The 21,265-nt window shown below is 72.6% G+C and carries 14 protein-coding genes; 6 read left to right on the forward strand and 8 right to left on the reverse strand.

The features are described 5' to 3' along the window. Positions 1 to 15: 15 nt before the first annotated feature. Complete coding sequence (locus WMF17_RS19130; protein ID WP_437603511.1) at positions 16 to 228, reverse strand: hypothetical protein; 213 nt, start codon at positions 226 to 228, stop codon at positions 16 to 18. A gap of 177 nt (positions 229 to 405) precedes the next feature. Beyond that, positions 406 to 3,795: a hypothetical protein gene (locus tag WMF17_RS19135; RefSeq protein WP_437650674.1), complete on the reverse strand. Its 3,390-nt coding sequence runs from the start codon at positions 3,793 to 3,795 to the stop codon at positions 406 to 408. Positions 3,796 to 3,866: 71 nt separating this feature from the next. Between WMF17_RS19135 and WMF17_RS19140 the strand changes: the two genes are divergently transcribed. Further along, positions 3,867 to 4,040 carry a hypothetical protein gene (locus WMF17_RS19140; RefSeq protein WP_437603513.1) on the forward strand — a complete coding sequence of 58 codons (174 nt, stop codon included), beginning with the start codon at positions 3,867 to 3,869 and terminating at the stop codon, positions 4,038 to 4,040. A gap of 28 nt (positions 4,041 to 4,068) precedes the next feature. Here the strand turns inward: WMF17_RS19140 and WMF17_RS19145 are convergent, their stop codons facing one another. Continuing rightward, complete coding sequence (locus tag WMF17_RS19145; RefSeq protein WP_437650675.1) at positions 4,069 to 4,209, reverse strand: hypothetical protein; 141 nt, start codon at positions 4,207 to 4,209, stop codon at positions 4,069 to 4,071. Positions 4,210 to 4,416: 207 nt separating this feature from the next. On the opposite strand from WMF17_RS19145, the gene WMF17_RS19150 reads away from it, so the two are divergent. Then, complete coding sequence (locus tag WMF17_RS19150) at positions 4,417 to 5,496, forward strand: DUF72 domain-containing protein (protein ID WP_437650676.1); 1,080 nt, start codon at positions 4,417 to 4,419, stop codon at positions 5,494 to 5,496. A gap of 175 nt (positions 5,497 to 5,671) precedes the next feature. After that, positions 5,672 to 7,237 carry a phytoene desaturase family protein gene (locus WMF17_RS19155; protein WP_437603515.1) on the forward strand — a complete coding sequence of 522 codons (1,566 nt, stop codon included), beginning with the start codon at positions 5,672 to 5,674 and terminating at the stop codon, positions 7,235 to 7,237. 67 nt (positions 7,238 to 7,304) lie between these two features. Here WMF17_RS19155 and WMF17_RS19160 read toward each other — a convergent pair whose 3' ends face one another. Beyond that, positions 7,305 to 8,201, reverse strand: coding sequence for a sugar phosphate nucleotidyltransferase (locus WMF17_RS19160; RefSeq protein ID WP_437650677.1), 897 nt, complete (start codon positions 8,199 to 8,201; stop codon positions 7,305 to 7,307). Between the two features lie 364 nt (positions 8,202 to 8,565). Here WMF17_RS19160 and WMF17_RS19165 point away from each other — a divergent pair, with 364 nt between their 5' ends. The 3 genes from WMF17_RS19165 (at position 8,566) to gyrA (ending at position 13,878) form a co-directional block, all read left to right on the forward strand. Continuing rightward, on the forward strand, positions 8,566 to 9,339 hold the full coding sequence (locus WMF17_RS19165) for a hypothetical protein (protein WP_437603517.1): 774 nt from the start codon (positions 8,566 to 8,568) through the stop codon (positions 9,337 to 9,339). Between the two features lie 492 nt (positions 9,340 to 9,831). Further along, entirely contained in the window at positions 9,832 to 10,953 is a 1,122-nt protein-coding gene (locus WMF17_RS19170) for a hypothetical protein (protein ID WP_437650678.1), read from the forward strand. A gap of 294 nt (positions 10,954 to 11,247) precedes the next feature. After that, a complete protein-coding gene (gene gyrA, locus WMF17_RS19175; protein WP_437603519.1) occupies positions 11,248 to 13,878 on the forward strand; it encodes a DNA gyrase subunit A in 2,631 nt (876 codons plus the stop codon). 97 nt (positions 13,879 to 13,975) lie between these two features. Here the strand turns inward: gyrA and WMF17_RS19180 are convergent, their stop codons facing one another. The 4 genes from WMF17_RS19180 to WMF17_RS19195 all read right to left on the reverse strand — a co-directional run bounded on the left by WMF17_RS19180 (position 13,976) and on the right by WMF17_RS19195 (position 21,122). Then, complete coding sequence (locus WMF17_RS19180) at positions 13,976 to 16,927, reverse strand: serine/threonine-protein kinase (protein WP_437603520.1); 2,952 nt, start codon at positions 16,925 to 16,927, stop codon at positions 13,976 to 13,978. 258 nt (positions 16,928 to 17,185) lie between these two features. Then, complete coding sequence (locus tag WMF17_RS19185; RefSeq protein WP_437650679.1) at positions 17,186 to 18,385, reverse strand: saccharopine dehydrogenase family protein; 1,200 nt, start codon at positions 18,383 to 18,385, stop codon at positions 17,186 to 17,188. Positions 18,386 to 18,422: 37 nt separating this feature from the next. After that, positions 18,423 to 19,883: an amidase gene (locus WMF17_RS19190; RefSeq protein ID WP_437650680.1), complete on the reverse strand. Its 1,461-nt coding sequence runs from the start codon at positions 19,881 to 19,883 to the stop codon at positions 18,423 to 18,425. A gap of 216 nt (positions 19,884 to 20,099) precedes the next feature. Then, positions 20,100 to 21,122 (reverse strand): hypothetical protein, encoded by a 1,023-nt coding sequence (locus tag WMF17_RS19195; RefSeq protein WP_437650681.1) that lies wholly within the window; start codon positions 21,120 to 21,122, stop codon positions 20,100 to 20,102. Between the last annotated feature and the right edge of the window lie 143 nt (positions 21,123 to 21,265).

The raw sequence follows: 21,265 nt of genomic DNA on the forward strand, positions 1-21,265 counted from the left end.
CGGCGGCGCGGGCCCTCAGAGGCGCTGCCGCCAGAACGACCCCGCGCCGATCGCCCGGGGCCGGGCCGCCGCGCCGCACGCGTCGAGGAGCCACGCGATCCCCACCCCGGCGAGGCCCAGCCCCATGTACAGCGGCATGGCGCGGGCGAATGCGTCCTTGCCGGCCGTCGAGACCAGGACGCGCAGGACGAGGGCGAAGCGGCGCAGCACGTCGGGTGCATGGAACAACCGCGGCGGGCCGGCTCTTCCCACCGCAAACGCTGCCGGGGCCGCGCCGCGCACGATCGCAGCGAGGGGTTCAGGGCCCCCTCGCTGCGACGATGTTCTACCGGGATGGGTTCGGATCGGAGGCGCTTGTCGTGCCGGCGGGCCGGCGGGGGCCGCGTGGCGACCCCGGACGCGATCTCACCGGCGGGCGGGCTCGCGCGCGAGCGCGGCCGCCGTGGAGTCGAACGAGCAGGTCAGGCCGCAGACGTTGTTCGCCGTGCCGACGCAGCGGTCGTCCCACGCGTTGGTGCAGCAGTACGGATCCTGCGCGCAGACCTCGGAGGCGCACCAGTCGCACCCGGCGTCGAGGGCCACGCCTGTGTCGCATACGTCGTGGCTGCAACCGCAGGACAGACCGCACGCCGCCGCCGCCTGGTCCACGCAGCGCGCGTCCCACGCGTTGTTGCAGCAGTAAGGATCCGCCGCGCACACCGCCTGAGCGCACGGATCGCACGCCGGATCGAGCACGTCGCCGGCCGTGCACAGGTCGTGGCTGCACGCCTGCGTGCAGGTCAGCCCGCAGGTGCTCGCGGCCTGCTCGACGCACGAGCGATCCCACGAGTTGTTGCAGCAGTAAGGATCCGCCGCGCACACCGCCTGAGCGCACGGGTCGCACTGCGCGTCGAGCGGGCCCCCGGGCGAGCACAGGTCGTGCCCGCAGGCGTCCTGGCACACGGCCCCGCAGGTCTGCTCGGCGGCCTCGACGCACACGCGATCCCACTCGCTGGTGCAGCAGTACGGATCCGCCGCGCACACGACGCTCACGCACGGATCACCGCACGCCGGATCGAGCGGCGTGCCCGGATCGCAGACCTCATGATCGCAGGTCGGACACGACCCGCAGTCCTGCGGGCAGCTGCCGCAATCCTCGCCCGGCTCGCACACGCCGTCGCCGCACGTCTCCGTCGAGCAGGTCTCGCCGCACACCGTGGTGACCTCGTTCACGCACGCGAGATCCCAGGCGCTCTCGCAGCAGAACGAATCCATCGCGCAGATCGCCGCGACGCACGGGTCGCAGGCCGGATCGAGCGGGCCGCCCTCCACGCACTTGCCGTGCGCGCAGGAGCTCGCCTCCTCGCCGATGATGCGCACGTTGTCGATGTACCAGCCCTCGAGGTCGTTCGCGATCTCGTCGATCGTGTTGAAGCTGAACGCGATGGTGATGCGCCGGTCGGCGAAGCCCGCCAGCGACTCGAGGCGCGGCTCGAACGCGCCGTTGGTCCACGAGGTGGTCCTCGGGAACACCGCCACGTTGGCCGGGTCGTCCACGTCGGTCACGATGACGTCCGCCGTGTCGAAGAACGCGCCGTCCTCGACCTGGATGAACTGATCGACGACGAGGAACGGGCTCGCCACGCCGGTGAGATCGAGGATCGGCAGCGTGAGCGTGCCCCAGCTCGCCGAGCCCGTGTCGTAGTTGCCTGTCTCCTCCTGGCCGTACCAGAACGAGCGCTCGCCCTCGGACGCGCGGCGCGTGGTGATGTGCCACAGGCCCTCGGCGCTCCAGCCGCCCGAGTCGCTCTCGAAGCCCTCCGCGAACACCACGAGGCCGGCCTCGGTGGTGACCTGGACGTTGTTCGACACGGGCCCGGAATTGCCCGCCTCGTCGATGGCGCGCATCGCGACGTACACGGTCGAGGAGGGCGGCAGGCCCTCGATCTGCGCCTGCACAAGCCAGCCGCTCGGCTGCGCAGGAGGCGCCGACGTCAGCTTGGCGCCGGCGAAGTTGCTGTCGTCGAGGGGGGACAGCGACCAGCCGATCTCGTACGCCGTCGGCGTGCCCTCGAGCCCGTCGTCGCCGGGCGAGGTGAACTGGACGAGCGCCGACGTGGCCCCGACGTCCACCACGACCAGGTCCGTGACCTGCCCCGGCAGCATGACGTCCGTGGTGAGCGCGAAGGTGAGCCCGTGGATCTCGGCTGCAGCCCAGAGAGGACCCCAGTGAACCGTCCCGTTCTCCAGGTCGCCGTCGTCGTCGTCGCGCAGGAACACCTCGCGCACGGCCGTCGGGATGTCAGGGGCGTTCGACGGGAAGGAGGGCAGCACCAGGGCGCGCGTGAGCGCGTCGCCGGCCTGCTCGCCGAGCTCGCCGATCAGGTTGGCGCGGGCGTGCCACACGAAGCCGGCCCACGCCTGCGCGAGGTTGTGCGACTCGTCGAAGCCGCCCGGCGGATACACATACTCGTTATCGCACGTGCGGATCAGCTGGCCGTCATCGGTGATGCCCCTGCCGACGGCCGCGTCCTTGAGCAGCAAGCAAGCCAGCGTGTCGCCCCACCCCTCCGACAGACCACCATCGAAGATCCCGCCGAACCGATCATCGACGAAATGGCCGTACTCGTGAACGATCACGCTGTCGATCGCGGAGTTGTTGCAGCCGCCGCCCGACAGGAAGAAGTTGATGCTGATCGCGCCAGGGTCGTAGAACGCGTTGCAGAAGTCGTCCAGGTTGACGTGGGTCGGCAGCGGCTCGCCGAGCGCGTCCGGCGCGAGGCCGTTCGCCTCGAGGAACGAGCGCGCCGCGTCCACGTAACGATAGGCCGTGGCCTGCGCGATCTCCTGCTCGCCCCCGCCCGGCGACGAGAACACGAGGCCGACGCCTGAGGCCGCCGCGCCGGTGGCCACGAGGTTCGGCCCCGACGCGTTCTGCACCGCCGCCGCGCGGCCGTTCAGGGTCCCCTGGAGGGTCGAGCCGAGCGGCACGTCGATGCTGAAGGCGCCTGCGGCGTCGGCGTGGGCGCTGATTCCGGGGCCCGAGATGCGCGTGTGAGGGAGGCTCGTCTGCGCGACCGTGCCGCCGGGCGCGCCCGGGGCGCCGCCGCTCACCGTGAAGCCGGACACCGAGCCGGGGACGACCTCGAACACGCGGTCGTCCAGGGTGAGGCTCCGGCCGGTGGACGGGCCGTTGGCGATCACGAGCACGCGCTCGTAACGGCCGGTGAGGCTGATGTCCCAGACCATCTGGAGCGCACCGGCGATCGGGCGGATCACCTTCTCGGCCTTCGCGACGGGCGCGTCCGGCTGCGCGCGCAGGGCCCTCCGGGCGAGCGCGTGCGCGCGCTCTTCGCCGACGTGATCCCGCGCGTCGACGATGGCCTCCTGGTAGAGATGGTGGCTCGACGCCAAGAGCTTGCTCCCGCCGCTCGCCTCGGCGCGGAGGGTCAGGTTCAGGTACGTGCCGTGGATCGGCACGCCGTCGCGGACCTGACGGTAGCTCACATGGTGGAGGGTGGCGCGGGCCGGGGTGCGCTCGACATGCTGGCTCGCGGTCGCGAAGTCGCTCGCCGTGAGCGGGCCGAGCGCGCCATTCAGCTCGTCCTTGACCAGCGGCAGCACGTCGACGGCGTTGAGCGAGCGCGCGGGCGAGATCGAGGTGCTCCTGCCCTGGTGCACACGGCCGCCCTTCACCTCGCGGCCATAGGTCCTGGCCGCCTGAGGGGGATTGCTGGCCGGAGGCGTGATGGCGGAGGTGGCGTCGTCACCGCCACAGCCGACCCCCATACCGAGCCCCAAAAGAACGAGAGACATCAGTCCACGATAGCTACGCATGCATCTCTCCGATCGTACTTGATCAGGTTCGAGTTAGGACAATTGACCGCATGGCAGCGACGGGCCGGTCCGTCGCCGCGTTGACTCGTGAGCTCGCCATCCGCGCGCCCGGCATCAGCCAGGCGATCGCGCTACCTGCAGGCGGCGGCGAGCTGCCGTTTCAGAAGAAGGCGGCAACGCCATCGCCTGCGGTCTGCGATCTTCGCGGCTCCCTGCGCGCGTAACCTGCGCGCGTAAGAAGAGCGGCGTCGCTCAGGTGAGCTCCGCCCCAGTCTTCACATCCGAGCTCTCCACATCCGAGCTCTTCGCATCAAAGTCGTTGCACACGATGTACCAGCGACATCGCTCGCTCTCCGGCGCCGTGGCCTTCATGAGGTAGAGCCCAAATGACAACGTTCCTTGGACCAGGCGCGCGGGTCACGCGCTGGCCGGCCAGCTGGCCGGCCGAACAGCGACATTGCTCCTTGCGTACTTGAGCAAGAACTTGCGGCAGTTCTTGGAGAAACCGCACCTCCCGCCGCGCATCGCCTTGCGCCCCGGGCAGCGCCGGCCCGCGCAGCCGGTGTCGCGGAGCGCGCCGGAAGCGGTACACTCGCCCGGGTGAGCCGGTCTCCCGGGCGCCGTGGCCCCGCCCCCTCGCAGCTCTCGCTGTTCGCTCCAGCGCCGGAGCCCGCCGCCGAGGCGCCCGAGCTCGACGCGATGGCGGCGGTCCACGACGACGCCGCCCGCCTCGCGGCGCGGCTGCCGGCAGGGCTGCACCTCGGCACGAGCTCGTGGAGCTTCCCGGGCTGGCAGGGCCTCGTCTACGCCCGGCGGCGGAGCACGGAGGAGCTCGCGCGCGACGGCCTCGCCGAGTACGCGCGGCACCCGCTGCTCACGACCGTCGGCATCGACAGGAGCTTCTACGCCCCCATCCCCGACAGCGACTTCCTTCGTTATCGAGCGCAGCTGCCGGACGGCTTCCGCTGCGTGTCCAAGGCGCTGCACGCCGTCGTGTCCCAGACGCTCCAGCGCACACAGACGCCGCCGGACGAGGGCGAAGGCCGCGGCGCGCACCGCGCGCGCGTCGAGCCGAACCCGGACTTCCTGTCGGTCCCGCTCTTCCTGTCGCGCGTCGCCGCGCCGCTGCTCTCGGTCTTCCGGGCGCACGCGGGGCCGGTGCTGCTCGAGCTGCCCCCGGTCGGCCCGCCCCACCGGCTCCCGCCGCGCGCCTTCCTCGAGCGGCTCGACGCCTTCCTCGGCGCGCTGCCGCGCGAGCTCGCCTACGCCGTCGAGCTCAGGGAGCGCGCCTATTTCACCGGCGAGTACCGGGAGATCCTCGGCGCGCACGGCGTCGCCCACGCCTACAGCTACTGGCGCGACATGCCGTCTCCCGGCGCCCAGGCGGACGTGGTGCCCGTCTCGAACGCGCCCTTCGCGCTCGTCCGGCTCTCGCTCAAGCCCGGTCACCGCTACGAGGCAGAGAAGCGGCGGTTCCACCCGTTCAACCGGATCGTCGAGCCCGATCCCGCCATGCGCGCGGAGGTCGCGCGGATCCTGTGCGAGGCCGCGGCGCTGCGCGTCGAGAGCTTCGTGCTGGTGAACAACAAGGCCGAGGGCTCTGCCCCCTTGACCGCGCGCGCCATCGCCGAGGAGGTCGCCGCGGCGTGGCAGGGGCCCACCGCGCGCGCGACGCGGTGAGGACAGGCTGGAAAGGGCCCCCGTGCGGGGGGCCTCGAGGCCGGCGCGGCGCGCTCCTCCCGATTCAAGGGCCCGAAAAGGCCTCTCCTCGCCGCGCCATCCGTGCAACACCTCGCGCGCGGCGGCCCCAGCGCCGGCCGCGGCAGCGGACGCGCACAGCGCTTGGAGGTGCCCAGTGAAACGCAGTGAAGCTCCGGCCCGAGCCGACGTCGTCATCGTCGGCGCCGGCCACAACGGTCTCGTCGCCGCCGTCCTCCTCGCCCGCCGCGGGCTAGACGTGGTGGTGCTCGAGGAGAAGGACGCCGTGGGCGGCGCGGTGAAGACCGAGCACCCCTTCAAGAAGGCGCCGTCCCTCGGCGTCTCGAGCGGCGCCTACCTGCTCGGGCTCGCCCCGCCCGAGCTGCTCCGCGAGGTCGGCGTCACCCTCCCCCTGAGAAGGCGCGATCCGCACTACTTCCTCCCGACGACCGACAGGCGCTACCTGCTCTTCGGCTCGGACCAGGCCGCGATGAAGCGGCAGTTCCTCGAGTTCTTCTCCCAGGAAGACTGGGACGCGAACAGCGCCCTCCAGGCCGAGCTCGCCGCGCTCCGGGACGACATCGCCCCGACGTGGCTCGAGGAGCCGCTCTCCATCGAGGAGACCGCGGAGCGCTACGTGCGGCCCGCCCTCCGGCAGACGTTCGTGGCGCTCTGCCGGGGCACGATCTCGGACTACCTCGCGCGGTTCCCCTGGAAGAGCGATCTCCTCCAGGCGATGTACGCCGCGACCGACGCCTTCTCGGGGCTCGCGGGCGGCTTCGACACGCCCGGCACCGGGATGAACTTCCTCGTCCACAACATGTGCCGCCTCCCCGGCGCCGACGGGACCTGGATGATCGTCGAGGGCGGCATGGGCACGGTCACCCGCCTCTTCGCCGAGAAGGCGCGGGCCGAGGGCGCGACGATCGTGACCGGCGCCCGCGTCGCGCAGATCGAGTCGTCGGGGGGCGCCGTCTCCGGCGTGCTCCTCGAGGACGGCGCGCGGATCGCCGCCGGGGCGGTCGTCTCGAACGCCGATCCGTTCCGCACCCGCGCGCTGGCCGGCAGCGCGGCGATCGGGGCGGCGCTGTCGGCGCGGCTCGACGCGCTCGCGAGGGACGGCTCGACGCTCAAGGTCAACATGGCGCTGACCGGGCTGCCCAGGTTCACGTGCCTCCCGGAGGACCGCGGGCAGTTCGGTCCGACCATCCACCTCCTGCCGGACGAGGACGTCGTGATGGACACGCTGCGCCAGGCCCACCGCGACGCCATGAGCGGTCGCCTCCCCGAGTTCCCTGCGATCGAGTGGTACTTCCACACGCCGATCGACCCGAGCCTGCGCGACGCCGAGGGGCACCACAACGCCGCGCTCTTCGTGCAGTGGGTGCCCTACGCGCTCGCGGACGGCGAGGCGTGGGGCGAGGCCGCGCCGCGCTACGTGAAGCACCTCCTCTCGATCTGCGATCGCTTCGCGCCGGGGATGAGCGACCTCGTGCTGGACACGTTCACGCTGGCGCCGCCGGACATCGAGCGGCACTTCGGGATCACGCGGGGGCACATCCACCACATCGACAACGGCTTCGGCTTCGCCGATCGCGTGCCCTACCGGTTCGGGCTCGCCGGGCTCTACTCGTGCAGCGCCGGCACGCACCCGGCCGGGTCGGTGATCGGCGCGGCCGGGCACAACGCCGCCAGGGCCGCCCTCGCCGACCTCGGCAAGTAGCTCGAGAAGCAATTCGAGCGGCGCGCCCGCGAGCGCTCCCGGTCGTGGGCCGCCCCCGGCCGGGCGATCACCCGGCCGCGCGCACGACGCGTCCCTGCGTCGTCACAACCGCGCGCTCGCACGGCGCGCCGACGTCCACGCCGACGGCGACCCGCGCCCCCGGCCATACCACGCACCCGCGCAGCGCCCCGGCCCCCTCGACCCGCGCTCCGGCGCCGACGACGCTGCCCGTCACGTCCACGCCCTCGGCCACCGACGCCCCCGGGCCGACGTGGCTCGGCAGGCCGCGCTGCGAGAGCCAGCGCGCGCTGGCCGCGAGGTAGGCGGCGATCGTGCCGATGTCATGCCACACGGCGGGCGCCGCGAACGTCGCGAGCGCGCGCCCCTCGCGCAGCCACGGCAGGTACACGTCCCCGACCATGCAGCCGCGCGGCGGCAGCCGCCGCCGGAGCGCCTCGCCGACCCCCTGCACGCCCACGAAATCGCCGCCCGCGACCTCCTCGCCGAAGCGCTCCCCGCGCAGCCGGACCACCTCGCCCCGCGCCCCGACGCCCACCGTCCCCTCCCCGACCGGCCGCGGCGCCACGGCGAGCGTCGCGGCCGCGCCGCGCCCGGCGTGCGCCGCGTGGAGCGCCGCCACGTCGAGGTCGATCAGGATGTCGCCGTTCCACAGGACCACGTCCCCGTCGCCGAGCGCGCCCGCCGCGTTCGCGAGGCCCCCCGCGGTGCCGAGCGGCTCCGGCTCGTGCAGGACCTCGACCGGCACCGGGAACGCCGCGAGGAGATCGCGCGAGAAGCGCTCCGCGAGGTGGGACTTGTTCAGCGCGGCGCGAAGGACGCCGCCCGCGGCGAGCTGATCGGCGATGTGCGCGATGAGCGGACGATCGCCGAGCCACAGGAGCGGCTTCGGCAGCTCGTCGGTGAGCGGGCGGAGCCGGGTCCCGAGCCCCGCTGCCAGGATCATGGCAGAGACCATGCGCCGAGGATCGCCCCTCCGCGAGGAACGTCCAAGAAGCTCGAGCGCGTGATCGCAGGCCGAGGCCGGAAGCCGCCGAGGGGGCCGGATTTGAACATGAAGGCGGAAAGGCGGGAAGAAAAGATCAACGATCTTCATGCCTTCTCGCCTTCGTGGGAATCACTGCGGGGCCCATTCGGACACCACCGCGCGACACGCCCGGGCGCTGCGGCTGCGCCGGCCCGGTTGCGCCTTGGACGCGCGCCGGCGTGCGGGCGGCGGCTTCGGTGTGGGCGCGCCGGTCGCCCTCCCTGCGAGGTGGTGGGCGGCTGAAAATTCGACGCCCTCGGCGGCCACGTGGTAGCTCCGCCGGGTGGGTTCGTCTGCGCTCGCCGTCCTTTCCGCCGCGAGGCGGAGCTCCGCAACCTGGGCCGTGGCCGGGGTGCTCGGCCTCGGGGCCGTGACCCTCGCAACGCAGAGCTGCGGCAACGACGCCGTGGGCGTCGACGCCTGCCGGCAGATCGAGGCGGCCCGGTGCGAGGCCGCCGCCGCGTGCCCCGAGTGGGTCGGCTCGGCCGACGCCGACGAGCGGGTGAAGACCTGCGTCGAGTTCTACTGGGATCAGTGCCTCCACGGCATCGAGAACGACGGCACCGGCGGCGACAATCGCGCCGCGGCGGAGCCGACGGACGGCCAGGTGAAGGCGTGTGTCGACGCCGTCGGCGCGGCGCGCAAGTGCGCCGGCGACAAGGTCGCTTCCATGGCGGAGTGCCCCGCTGCGCCGCTCGCGGAGGGCGTCGATGGCGCGATCAGCCCCTGCGAGGTGATCACCGAGAAGGCGCATGAGCTCGCGGCCTGCGCGTTCGTTGTCGCCCCGACCGGTGGGAGCGGCGGCGCTGGTGAGGGCGGCGGCGGAAGCGCCAGCGGTACCGGCGGCGCCAGCGGTACCAGCGGCGCTGGTACCGGCGGCGCTGGTGAGGGCGGCGCTGGTGAGGGCGGCGGCGGCGGAAGCGCCGGCGGTACCGGCGGCGCTGACGGCAGCGGCGGCGCTGGTGAGGGTGGCGGCACCGCCGGCGGTACCGGCGGCGCTGACGGCAGCGGCGGCGCTGGTGAGGGTGGCGGCACCGCCGGCGGCGCTGGCGGCTGATCCCTGGATCTTCGGGCCTGCATCGCTCGTCTCGCTCGAGGATCTCCTCGAGTCGCTCGTTTCAAGCGTTGAAACGGCCCACTCGTCTCCCGAGTCGCCCGTTTCAAGGCTTGAAATGCCCTCCTGGGGACCCGAGCCGGCGCTCTCGACGCTTGCGATCGCCGCCTCGACCACCGAGTCGGCCATCTCAAGCCTTGAAACGGCCCACTGGCCTTACGAGTCGACGGCTTCAACGCTTGCTTCAAGCCTTGCAACGGCCAGGGCGCCACCTCCACGCATGGCCACGACGCCGCCGGCGGCGCGACGTCGACCCTGGCTCGCTCGAGCGGGCCGGATCGGGCCGCGTTTCATGTGGCGCCGTTCCCCGGCTTGGACTAGTGCCCCCTGCCGATGGGCCGAGCTCGATCTAGTTGTGGAACCTCGTTCGGTGCGGATCGCGGCGCCGGGCTCCCCCCGCGGCTTCGGTCCGTCCGGTATGCCCTGGCGCTCGCCGTGCTCGCGCTCGCGGCCTGCACCAGCGCGAGCGGTGACGACGACGACGACGACGGGCGGCTCCAGACGTCGCTCACCATCGACCCGCTCGCCTTTCTGGGCGACGTGCGGTGCTCGAGCGAGCCGGGGGCGATCCGCAGCTACGTCGCCACGCTCACGGACGAGAGCGCGGAGGGCGGCCCGTTCACCCTCGCCTCGTCGCCGCCGATCCCCTGCTCGTCGCGCGTGTCGTTCACCTACGTCGTCGAGGGGCACGAGTACACGGCGAGGATCGACGGCTACACGCAGCACGCCGAGGAGCTCGCGCCCGTCGGCGACGAGACCTCCGGGAGCCCCCACATGCTCGTCGACGGAGCCCCTGTCGCGCCGCGCTGGACGTGGGCCTGCCCCGGCCCCGGCGCCATGGATGACGCCGGCAAGCTCGTGGCGAAGACGGGCGTCAACGTCGTCGTCCAGGGGTGCGCCTCGGTCGCCGCCCCCGACGACGCGCCGCGCGCGGCCATCCTGCTCGACCCGGCGAGCGCGCTCGGCGCGCTGCGCTGCGGGGCCGACGACCGGGAGGTCGCGTCGTTCGATGTCCTCCCCGAAGACAGCGCGCTCGCGCCGGTGCTCGGCGTCGGCTGTCCGCCGGCCGAGCCGGTCGTCTACGATCTCGGCGCCACCCCGGGCCGAGCCCACTTCTTCCGCCTGGAGGCGAGGAACGCCGCGGGCGACCGCCTGTTCGGTTCGAGCTGCTTCGCGACGGCGAGCGCGGGCATCACGGTGACGGCGACCTGCGCCCCCCTGTCCGACACAGGAGCGCTCGAGCTCGACCTCGACGCCTTCCTCGCGGCGGAACAGCTCGCCTGCGGGGCGGGCGCGTCGAGCTACACGGCGGCCGAGCCGCGGCCCGACAGCGAGCAGCCCGGGACGGAGGTGCCCCACGTGCCCTACGTCGGCCCCGTGCCTTGCGGCAAACGCGCGCTCCTGTCGGCCCTCTCCCCGGGCACGTACACGACGTCCGTCGAGGTGCTCGACGCGAAGGGAACGCCGGTGCGCTCGGCCAGCTGCGCCGGTGAGGTCCGCCCCGGCGCGACCACCCGCGCCACGTGCGCCCCCAGCGCGTCCCGCGCGCCCCGCTGACCCCTTCCGCGGCGCCTCCCAGCGCTGTCCGGCGAGCCTGACGTCACGACGTCTTCAGGCCGGCAAACCCTTTGCGCCGGCCCGCCCCTTGGAGTACCTGAACGCATCCGTCGCATCCCCTGAACAGCGCGGGTCAAGGGCGCTCGGCGGAGGCCGGACTCGACCTCATCGATCGTCGATCGAGGCCGAGAGATGCCTCCACCGACCCGCTCGACGCTCGAGCCGCGCTGGGATGGGCCTCTACGACGGGGTCGTGCGCGCAGCGCCCGCCCCCGTGCCTCGGGTGCAGATCCCATGGAAGAGACGTCGAACATCCAGCAGAAGGTCCCGGTCAGCATCCAGGACGAGCTCCGGACGAGCTACCTCGACTACGCGATGAGCGTGATCATCGGCCGCGCGATCCCGGACGTGCGCGACGGCCTGAAGCCGGTGCACCGCCGGATCCTCTACTCGATGAACGAGCAGAAGATCGGCCCCGGCGGCTCGCACAAGAAGTGCGCGCGCGTCGTCGGAGACGTCCTCGGCAAGTACCACCCCCACGGCGATCTCGCGGTCTACGACGCGCTCGTCCGCATGGGGCAGACCTTCAGCCTGCGCTACCCGCTCATCGACGGGCAGGGCAACTACGGCTCGGTCGACGGCGACTCGCCCGCGGCCATGCGGTACACGGAGTCGCGCCTGTCCCGGATGGCGGTCGAGCTGCTCGCCGACCTCGACAAGGACACGGTCGACTTCGTCCCGAACTACGACGACTCGGAGCTCGAGCCGAGCGTCCTGCCGGCGAAGTTCCCGCAGCTGCTCGTCAACGGCTCCGGCGGCATCGCCGTCGGCATGGCGACGAACATCCCGCCGCACAACCTCGGCGAGATCATCGACGCGACGATCGCCATCATCCGCAACCCCGACATCACGCTGGAGGAGCTGCTCCTCCTGGTCCCGGGCCCCGATTTCCCCACCGGCGGCCTCATCTACGGCAAGAGCGGGATCGTGCAGGCGTACACGACCGGCCGCGGCTCGATCACGATGCGCGGGCGCAGCCAGGTCGAGAAGACGATGAAGGGCGACCGCGAGCAGCTCGTGATCACCGAGATCCCCTACCAGGTGAACAAGGCCCGGATGGTCGCGAAGATCGCCGAGTGCATGAAGGAGAAGCGCATCGAGGGGATCAGCGAGGTGCGCGACGAGAGCGACCGCGAGGGGATGCGCGTCGTCGTCGAGCTGAAGAAGGACATCTTCCCGCAGGTGGTCCTGAACCAGCTCTACCGGCTGACGGATCTCCAGGCGACGTTCGGCGTCATCAACCTGTCGATCGCGAACGGGCGCCCGGCGGTGCTGAGCCTGAAGGACACGCTCGCGCACTTCATCGAGCACCGGCGCGAGGTCGTGACGCGGCGCTGTCGCTTCGAGCTCCGGCAGGCCGAGTCGCAGCGCGAGCTCATCGAGGGGCTCGGGATGGCGACGAGCGACATCGATCGCATCGTCGCGACGATCCGGGCCTCGAGCGACCCGGAGGAGGCGCGGGAGAACCTGCAGAAGCTGCCGCTCCGCGGGCTCGGCGAGTTCCTCCGGCGCGCCGGCCGGCCGGAGCCCGAGTGCGCCGAGGCCGACGGGCGCGGCGACTACTTCCTGTCCGAGCGGCAGGCCAAGGCGATCCTCGAGATGCGGCTGTCGCGCCTGACCGGCCTCGAGCGGGAGAAGCTCGCGAAGGAGTACGGCGAGCTGTCGCAGACGATCGAGCGGCTCCGGGCGATCCTCGCGGACATGGAGCTGCTCATGAACGTGATCGTGATGGAGCTCGAGGAGATCAAGGCGCGCTTCAACGACAAGCGGCGCACCGAGATCGTGCCGGCCGAGGCCGAGATCCAGATGGAGGACCTGATCCAGGAAGAGGACATGGTCGTGACCATCTCGCACGCCGGCTACCTGAAGCGGACGCCGACCTCGACCTACCGGGCGCAGCGCCGCGGCGGCAAGGGGATGGTGGGGATGGAGGCGCGCGAGGAGGACTGGGTGAGCCAGCTCTTCGTGGCGTCGACGCACTCGTACGTCTTCTTCTTCAGCGACAAGGGCAAGGTCTTCGTCAAGAAGGTCTACGAGATCCCGCAGGCGCCGCGGAACGCGAAGGGCCGGGCGATCGTGAACTTCGTCGGGATGGAGCCGGGCGAGAAGGTCGCGGCGATCACGCCGGTGCCGAGCTTCGACGGCGAGACGTTCGTGGTGACCTTGACCCGCCGCGGGCAGATCAAGAAGACGGCGCTCAACGAGTACGAGAACTACCGGGACAAGGGGATCATCGGGGTCCGGATCGAGGAGAGCGACCAGCTCTTCACGGCGGCGCTCACCGACGGCAAGCGCGAGCTCGTGATCGCGACGCGGAGCGGGATGAGCATCCGCTTCCCCGAGGATCAGGTGCGCCCGACCGGCCGCGCGACGATGGGCGTGAAGGGCATCGAGCTCGACGACGGCGACGTCGTGGTGGGCCTCGGCGTGAGCGGCGACGGGCGCGACCGGGTGCTCGCCGTGTGCGAGCGCGGGTACGGCAAGCAGACGCCGCTCGAGGAGTTCCGGCTCCAGAGCCGCGGCGGCAAGGGCGTGATCCTGATCGACGCGAGCGAGCGGAACGGGCCGGTGGTGGGCGTCGCCATGGTGAGCCCGAGCGACGAGGTGCTGATCGTGACCGACCGCGGGCAGATGATCCGCACGAAGGCGAGCGAGATCCGCGAGACGGGGCGCAACGCGCAGGGCGTGCGGATCATGCACGTCGGCCAGGACGAGCGGGTGGTCGCGGTCGAGGCGTTCGCGGCGGACGCGGCCGCGGCCGAGGCCGAGGAGAGCGGCGGGTCGACGCCGCCGGCGGCGGGGGCGGCCGGGACCAACGGGGTCGCGGATCACACGGGCGGGGACGGCGGCAGCGAGGTCAACTAGCGGCTGACCGAGCAGGGGGCCGAGGCCGGCGCGGGGGATCCCGGGCGGCCCGGCCCGAGGGGGGGTTCCTGGGGTCGACCGCCACGAGGAACGCCGGCTACCGGATGTTGCCCATGGTGCGCAGGATGAGCTGCTCCAGCGCCTCCCTGCTGCGGCGCTCGTGCTCGGCCGCCTCCCTGGCCCGCCGCTCCTCGGCGCTGGCCCGGGCCTCGGCGTCGCGGGCCCCGGTCTCGGACGCCCGCGCCATGTAGCGCGCCGCCCGGGCGTCCCGGGCCGCCTTGCGCGCTCGCTCGGCCGCGTCCTCGGCCCTGTACCGCGCCTCCTCGGCCTCCTTCTGCAGGAGCTCGGCCCGCAGCCGCTCGTCCTCCGTGTTCTTCCGGGCCCGCTCGGCCGCCTCGCGGGCCGCGCGCTCGTTGGCGAGCGCCTGCTCGAGGTTGTACTCGGTCAGGCGGATCTCCTCGAGCTGCGCGGTGATGACCTGGTTCTGACGGACCACCTTGATGATCCCCAGGGCGGCCAGGGCGACCAGCAGGGAGAGCCCCGTCATGATGCCGATGATCAGCGTGCGCCGCCTGCGCTGCGCCTGGCTCGCCAGCCGGAGCACCGCGTCGAGATACCGCTGCTCCCGCTCGGGCAACTGGCCTTGATAATAGACCCTCTCGCAAAAGAGGCGCGCCTCCTGGGCGATCTTGCCGCGCCAGAGGGTGTCGTCGCCGCAGCCGCTCGACTCCCACTGCCTCGCCGCCACGCGCAGCTTGTCGAGGAACGCCGCGTCCTTCTGGTTCTCGTCGAGCCAGCGCAGCAGCGTCGGCCAGCGCTCGATGAGCGACTCGTGCACGATCTCGACCCGGTTGCCGGCGTCGTCGCGGCCCGTCTCGACGGCGAGCAGCCGCGCATCCGAGAGGACGTGGACGACCCCCTCGAGCTCGTCCGGCTCCCCCGGCAGCTCGCGGATCTCCCGCAGGCTGGCGATGGCCCTCGTGCGCTCGGGCGTGACAAGGCGCTCGAACACGGCCCGGCAGAGCTTCGCCTGGCGCCCGCTCATCCCGGCCAGCACCGTGTCGGCGTGGCTCGCGAGCGTGCCGGCCACGCCGCCGATCGCCTCGTAGCTCGCCCGCGTCAGGAGCCGGCGCTTGCGATCGCGCAGATCCCACCACCGCGCCGCCATGAACTGCAAGAGCGGCAGCGCGCCGCGGGTGGTCTCCAGCACGTCGAGGATCTCCTCGACCAGCGCCGGATCGTCGATCTCGTACCGCGCCGCCTGGACAGGCCTGGTCAGCGCCTCGCGCAGCCCGGCGCGGCCGATGGGCGGCAGGACCACGAGCCCGCGGGTCACCGCCGTCATGAAATGCCTGTCCTCGGCCACCCGCTCGATGAAGTCCGACCGGATCGACAGGATGACGCGCAGGGGCGACGAGGCGTCGTCCGCGACGCCCCCGAGGCACGAGAGGAACGCGGCGCGCTCTCCGGCGTCGCACGAGAGCGTGTAGAGCTCCTCGAACTGATCGACGAAGAGCGCGACGCGGCGCTGCTTCCGGGCCGACCACGCGCGCAGCTCGGCCCCGAGGTAGCCCGGCTCGGCGCGCAGCCTCTCGAGCAGCAAGCGCCCGCGCGATGACTCGATATCGAGCGACTCCGGCCGCTCCGAGCCGCCCCTCGACAGCAAGGAGGGATGGTTGAGCAGCTCGGCGAGCGCCGCCATGGGCTCGCGCCCGGGCCGGAGGATGAGCGACTCCCACCCTCCTCCCGATCGCTTGAGCGCCGGGACGATCCCCGCCCGGACGAGCGACGACTTGCCGACGCCCGACGCGCCGACGATGGCGAGGAGCGGCTCGCTGCGGAGGCGCGTCACCATCCTGGCGACGTCCTCCGCGCGGCCGAAGAAGCGGTCCGCGTCGGCCTCCTGGAACGCCGACAGGCCCGCGAACGGGCTCTCGTCGGCCCCGAGGACGATCTCGTGACGCCCGGGCAAGAGCGGCAGGAGCTCGGAGAGGAGCTGCTGCGCCGAGGCGGTGCGCTCGGCCTTCCGCTTGCGCAGGCAGCGATCGATGATCGCGCCGAGCGCGCCGAGCTCCGGGCGCTCGCCGTCGAGCTCGGGCATGGGCTGGTCGAGCAGGGCGACCTGCATGAGGCTGTGCACCGTCACCGGCGCGAGCGGGTGCGCGCCGGTGACGAGCTCGTAGAGCATGATGCCCACGGCCCAGATGTCGCTCTGGTGATCGATCCCCTCCCCGAGCCACTGCTCCGGGGACATGTACGGTATCGTCCCCATCATCGCGCCTTCGCGCGTCAAGGTCGTCCGGAGCGAGATAGGAGGCCGATCGATCGAGCCGGCGACGTCCGTGTCGAGCAGCTTGGCGATACCGAAGTCGAGCACCTTGAGGGCGCCGGACGCCTCCAGCATGATGTTCTCGGGCTTGAGATCGCGGTGGACGATGCCGAGCTTGTGGGCGCAGGAGAGGGCGCGCACCACCGGCACCATCATCTCCACGGCCGCGCTCGCGGACACCGGCGCGGTCGCGACCGCCTCGTCCGCGCCGGCCGGCCTGCGCTGATCCATCCAGGCGCGGAGGCTCTGGCCCTCGATGTATTCGAGCACCATGTACGGGTATCCGTCGTGCTCGTTCACATCGTGGATCGTCACGATGTTCTCGTGCTTGCAGAGCGCGGTGGCGCGGGCCTCGACAAGGAACCGCTGGAGCCTGACGCCGGTCAGGGTGGTGACGACCTTGATGCCCACCAGGCGCCCCAGGCGCACGTCGCGGGCGAGGAAGACGGTGCCCATGCCCCCTCGGCCGAGCTCGCGGATGAGCTCGTAATGTCCGATGAGGGTCCCGGCGCGGATGGCCGGACCGGCGTGCCGGCTCGACGTGGGCGATCCGAAGGGCTCCTGGGCCACCGAGGATCGCCGCAGAGGGGCCGTCCTGCTCGCGGAGCTCTCCTCCGGGCGCCGCGCGGGGTCGGTCGACGCGATGGCCAACGCGGACTCCGCCGTCAAGGTGCTCGTCAGGCCACCGCTGCCGGCTACGAGCCCCGGCGACAGGGGCATCGCCGTCTCCTCCCCGCTAAGGCGGGTCTCCTCCGTGCCGGTCACTTTCCCCGAGGATACTCCAGGGACTCAGCCTTTCACAATGTCAGATGGTGGGGTCATTTGAACATGAAGGTGGGAAGGCGGGAAGAAAATCTCAATGACCTTCTCGCCTTCATGTGACCTCTCTCCGGGCCAATGCCCCCACCACCCCGAGATGGGCAGTGCGGCCTGGTACGCTGGGAGTGGCCCCCGTCTTCAACGGATCACCGCCGCCGCTCACCCCTCGAGCAGCTCGAACCGGATCCCCGCCGCCTGCAGCCGCTCGATGAGCCGCTCCCCCATCGCGACGGCCGGCGTGAGGACCCCGGCGCGCGCCGGCAGCCGCTCGCGGTCGAACGCCATGCAGAGCGCCGACTCCGCGACCATCTTCGCCGTCTCCGAGTAGCCCGGATCGCCGCCGCTCACCCGCGTCACCACCCTGCGCGACGCGCTCTTGCCCTGGAAGGTGACCTGGAACCAGCTGCGCGCCCGCTCCTCGGCGCTCGGCCCCTCCCCCGGGCGGCGCACCTTGCGGAGCAGCTCCCGCGCCGGCCCCACCTTGGCGAGCGCCGCGACGGCGCCGAAGCCGGCGATCCCGACCACGAGCTGCAGCCCGGACTTGACCTGCATGTAGTGCCCGTACTGGAAGTCGGGGCCGTAGACGTCGAGCTCCCGCGCGCTCCGCAGCACGACCTGCGGATCGATGCTCGGCATCGGACAGACCCAGGCGCGCAGCCCCTTCTCGTAGCGGATGCGCGCCTTGACCCCCTGCACCTTCCGCGCGCCGGGCGCCCCCTCGGGGCGCGCTTCGCGCTTCCGGCTGCCGCCGCGCGCCATGATCTCGAGCAGCGACTGCCAGGTGCCGCCGGAGAAGCTGGCGTGCGCGCGCACGATGCCCTCCACCACGATCGGCTCGCCCGCGGGGAGCCTCGTCACCGTGAAGAGCGCCCCGAGGTCGTGCGGGATGCTGTCGAAGCCGCAGCAGTTGACGATCCGCACGCCGCGCGCGCGGGCGGCCTCGTGGTGGCGCTCGACGAGGCGGTCGACGAACTCGGGCTCGCCGGTGAGATCCGCGTAGTCGGTGCCCGCGCGGATGCACGCCTCGACCAGCGGCTCGCCGCGGGTCGAGTACGGGCCGACCGTCGTGATGACCACGCGCGCCTGGCTGGCCATGCGATCGAGCGACGCCGCGTCCTCCGACGTCGCCTCGACGACGCCGACCGAGGAGCAGGCCGGATCGATCGCCTCCAGCGCCGCCTTCACCTCGGCGAGGCGCCCCGCGTTCCGGCCGGCGATCGCCCAGCGGATGGATCGTCCTGCAGCGTCGTCCCGGGCAGAGGCCTCCTTGCCCTTGGTGGCGAGATACTCGGCGACGAGGCGACCGGTGAAGCCGGTCGCGCCGAAGACGATCACGTCGTACGTGCGGTCGATGGTCATGGGGGGAGCCTTGATACCACGACCGCGGGCGGGAACGTCACCGTCGGCACCACGACAGAGACGGCGGGACCCAGCCGCCGAACGAGCGCTCCAGGTGCTGCGCCACGGCGATCGTCACGTGATCGTTGCCATGGATCGCCGCCACCTGGACGCCGAGCGGCAGCCCCTCGGCGTTGAGGCCGAGCGGGACCTGCGTTGCCGGCATCTCCATGACGTTGAGCACCGCCGTGTACGTCCACTGGAAGGGCGGCAAGAGAGGCGCGTAGTGCCGCGGCGCGGGCGTCGGATACGACGGGTAGAGCATCACGCCCTGCTCACCGATGCGCGACACGAGCTCGGCGCGGAGCGCCTCGCCGAGCTCCAGGGCGCGCGCGATGCGCGAGGGGACCATCCTGCCGACGTCCTCCAGCAAGGTGAGCCCGAGCGCGGGCAGCGTGTGCGGCGAGCGGCGGATCGACCAGCGCGCGAGCTCGCGCGGCAGGCTGACCGGGCGGCCGCCCCCGAGCAGCGCCCGGAACGTGACGCCACCGGTCACGCCCAGCATCGCCGTCCAGATGTCGAGCGCCCGCGCGAGGAGCGCGATGCGCGCCTTGCGGACCGTCGCCCCGCGCGCGGCGAGCGCCTCCTCCGCCATCCGCTGCGCGGCCACGAGATCGCCGCTCACCCGGTGCACGCCGTCGTCCTCGACCGAGAGCACCGTCAGCCCGCCGAGGTCGACCGAGGCCGGGTCCCCGAGGGGCAGCGGCGCGCAGCTCGGATCGCCCGCGTCGGGGCCCGCGAGGACGCGGAGCACCGGCATGAGATCCTCGGCGCGCCGCGCGATCGGACCGGTCGTCATGAAGCGGAGCCCTCGCTCGCCGGGCAGCGGAAACTGGCCCGAGGTCGGCACGAGCCCGCCGGTCGGCTTGTGGCCGAAGACGCCGTTGAAGAAGGCGGGCATCCGGATGGATCCGCCGATGTCCGAGCCGAGCCCGATCGGCGCGCCGCCCGCGCCGACCACCGCGGCCTCGCCGCCCGAGCTGCCGCCCGCGGTGCGCGTCGGGTCGTAGGGGTTGTTCGTCCGGCCGTAGAGCCGGTTGTTCGTCTCCATCCACATGCACAGCTCCGAGACGTTCGTGACGCCGAGCGGGATGAAGCCGGCGGCGCGCATGCGCGCGACCGTCACCGCGTCCGCCTTCGCGCGCACGCCGGCGCGGGCGACGAGCCCCGCGGAGTTCGGCATGCCCGAGACGGCGAAGCTCTCCTTGATGGAGCACGGGACTCCGAGGAACGGCGGCGCGCCGGCGGCCTCGCCGCGCTCGAGGAGCCCGTCGGCGGCGCGCGCCTCGGCGCGGGCGGCGTCGAATCGGTTCGCCACCATGGCGTTGAGCGTCGGGTTCACGCGCTCGATGTGCCGGATATGGACCTCCACGACCTCGGCCGACGTCACGGCTCGGGCGCGGATCAGCGCAGCCAGCCGCGTGGCAGAGAGCAGGAGCAGCGGATCTCGTGAAAGCATGGGTGGGGTGGGATAAGGGATCAGGCTCGGGACGGCGGCCCAGGTCAAGGGTCTGCCACCTGGAGCCCGACAATGGCTCACCCACCCTGCCGAGCGCCAGCCGCGCGTGGGCCCTCCCGGGGCGCAGCCCCGGCGCCCCCCTCCCCGGGCGCAGCCCCGCGCCCCCCTCGCCTGGGGCAGCCCCGCGGCCGGCGCGCGCGGACGACCGCCGCCCGCCTACTCGCCCGCGGCGGTCCCCGCTGCGGCCGCGCCCTGCGCCGGCGCGGACGCGACCGCGTGTCCCCGCGCCCGCTGCGGGAAGGCCCACCGCACGGCCCCGGTCACCAGCCAGCCGACCGCGCCGCGGCTGTCGATCTGGATGCCCGGATCGACGTACACCTGCACGCGCTCGCTGAGCTCTGCGCCGACCTCCAGCACGCTCGTCGACACGACGCGGGGCGCGCCGCGGTGGTTGAAATGGAAGCTCTGGTCCGGCCCCACCCAGAACCCGCGCGGCAGCTCGATGATCGCGAAGGGCCGCACCACCGACGTCTGGATGTCGTCCCGCCGCGGATCGCCGCCGAACGACACCGCGTGCTGCAGCTGCAGCCCCAGCCGCGCGGGCCGCGCCACGCGGACGTACGCCTGGACGAGGGGCGCGACCTGGTTCTTGCCCGCGCCCAGCGCGCGGCGCGTCGCCGAGTCGAGGACGAGATCCGAGCCGAGGACGAGCGCGAACCGCGGTGTGGCGATCGCGCGGACGAGCGGCCGGATCAGGACGTCGCCGAGCCCCACGTCGCGCTGTCCATCGAGCCCGCCCGCGTACGCGAGCGGCACGTCCGCGCGCAGCGAGAAGCTCCTGTTGAAGGCGTAATCGCCCCGCAGCACCGCGGCGTTGAAGAAGCCGCTGCTGCCGCGCGAGACGTAATCGTTCCGGAGCTCGATGAACGTGCCGAGGTTGGCGGCCGCCGTCGCTTGCGCCCGTGGCGCCGCGGCGCCACGGCGCTCCGGCCCGCGGTGCGGGGGCGCAGGCGCCACCGGCCGCGTGGGCTGCGCGGGCCGCGCGGACTGCGCGCTCGCGAGCGCCGCGACGTCCGCTCGTCGCACGGCGTCGACGCGATCCTCGGCGGCGCCGGTCGAGGCGCTGCACAGCGCGAGGAGCCCGACCGCGGCGGAAGAGCCCGCGCGTCGGCGCCGGCGGCAGCAGGGCGAGATCGTTCGACTGGCAGGGCACGCCTGCGCAACGCGATGCGCTTGCATGGCGGATCCATGGTGGCGTCGCGCGATCCGTCGGCAGTCGGTTCAAGGCAGCACTCCGCACCGCGGGCGCGCACGAGCCGAGGTCCGGCGTTTGCGCACACCTCCCCCCGGCGCTCCGGCCTCCGCTCGCCTCTGCGCGCTCC

Origin of the sequence: Sorangium sp. So ce362 (assembly GCF_051519845.1) — a bacterium.
In the GTDB taxonomy this organism is placed as follows: domain Bacteria; phylum Myxococcota_A; class Polyangia; order Polyangiales; family Polyangiaceae; genus Sorangium.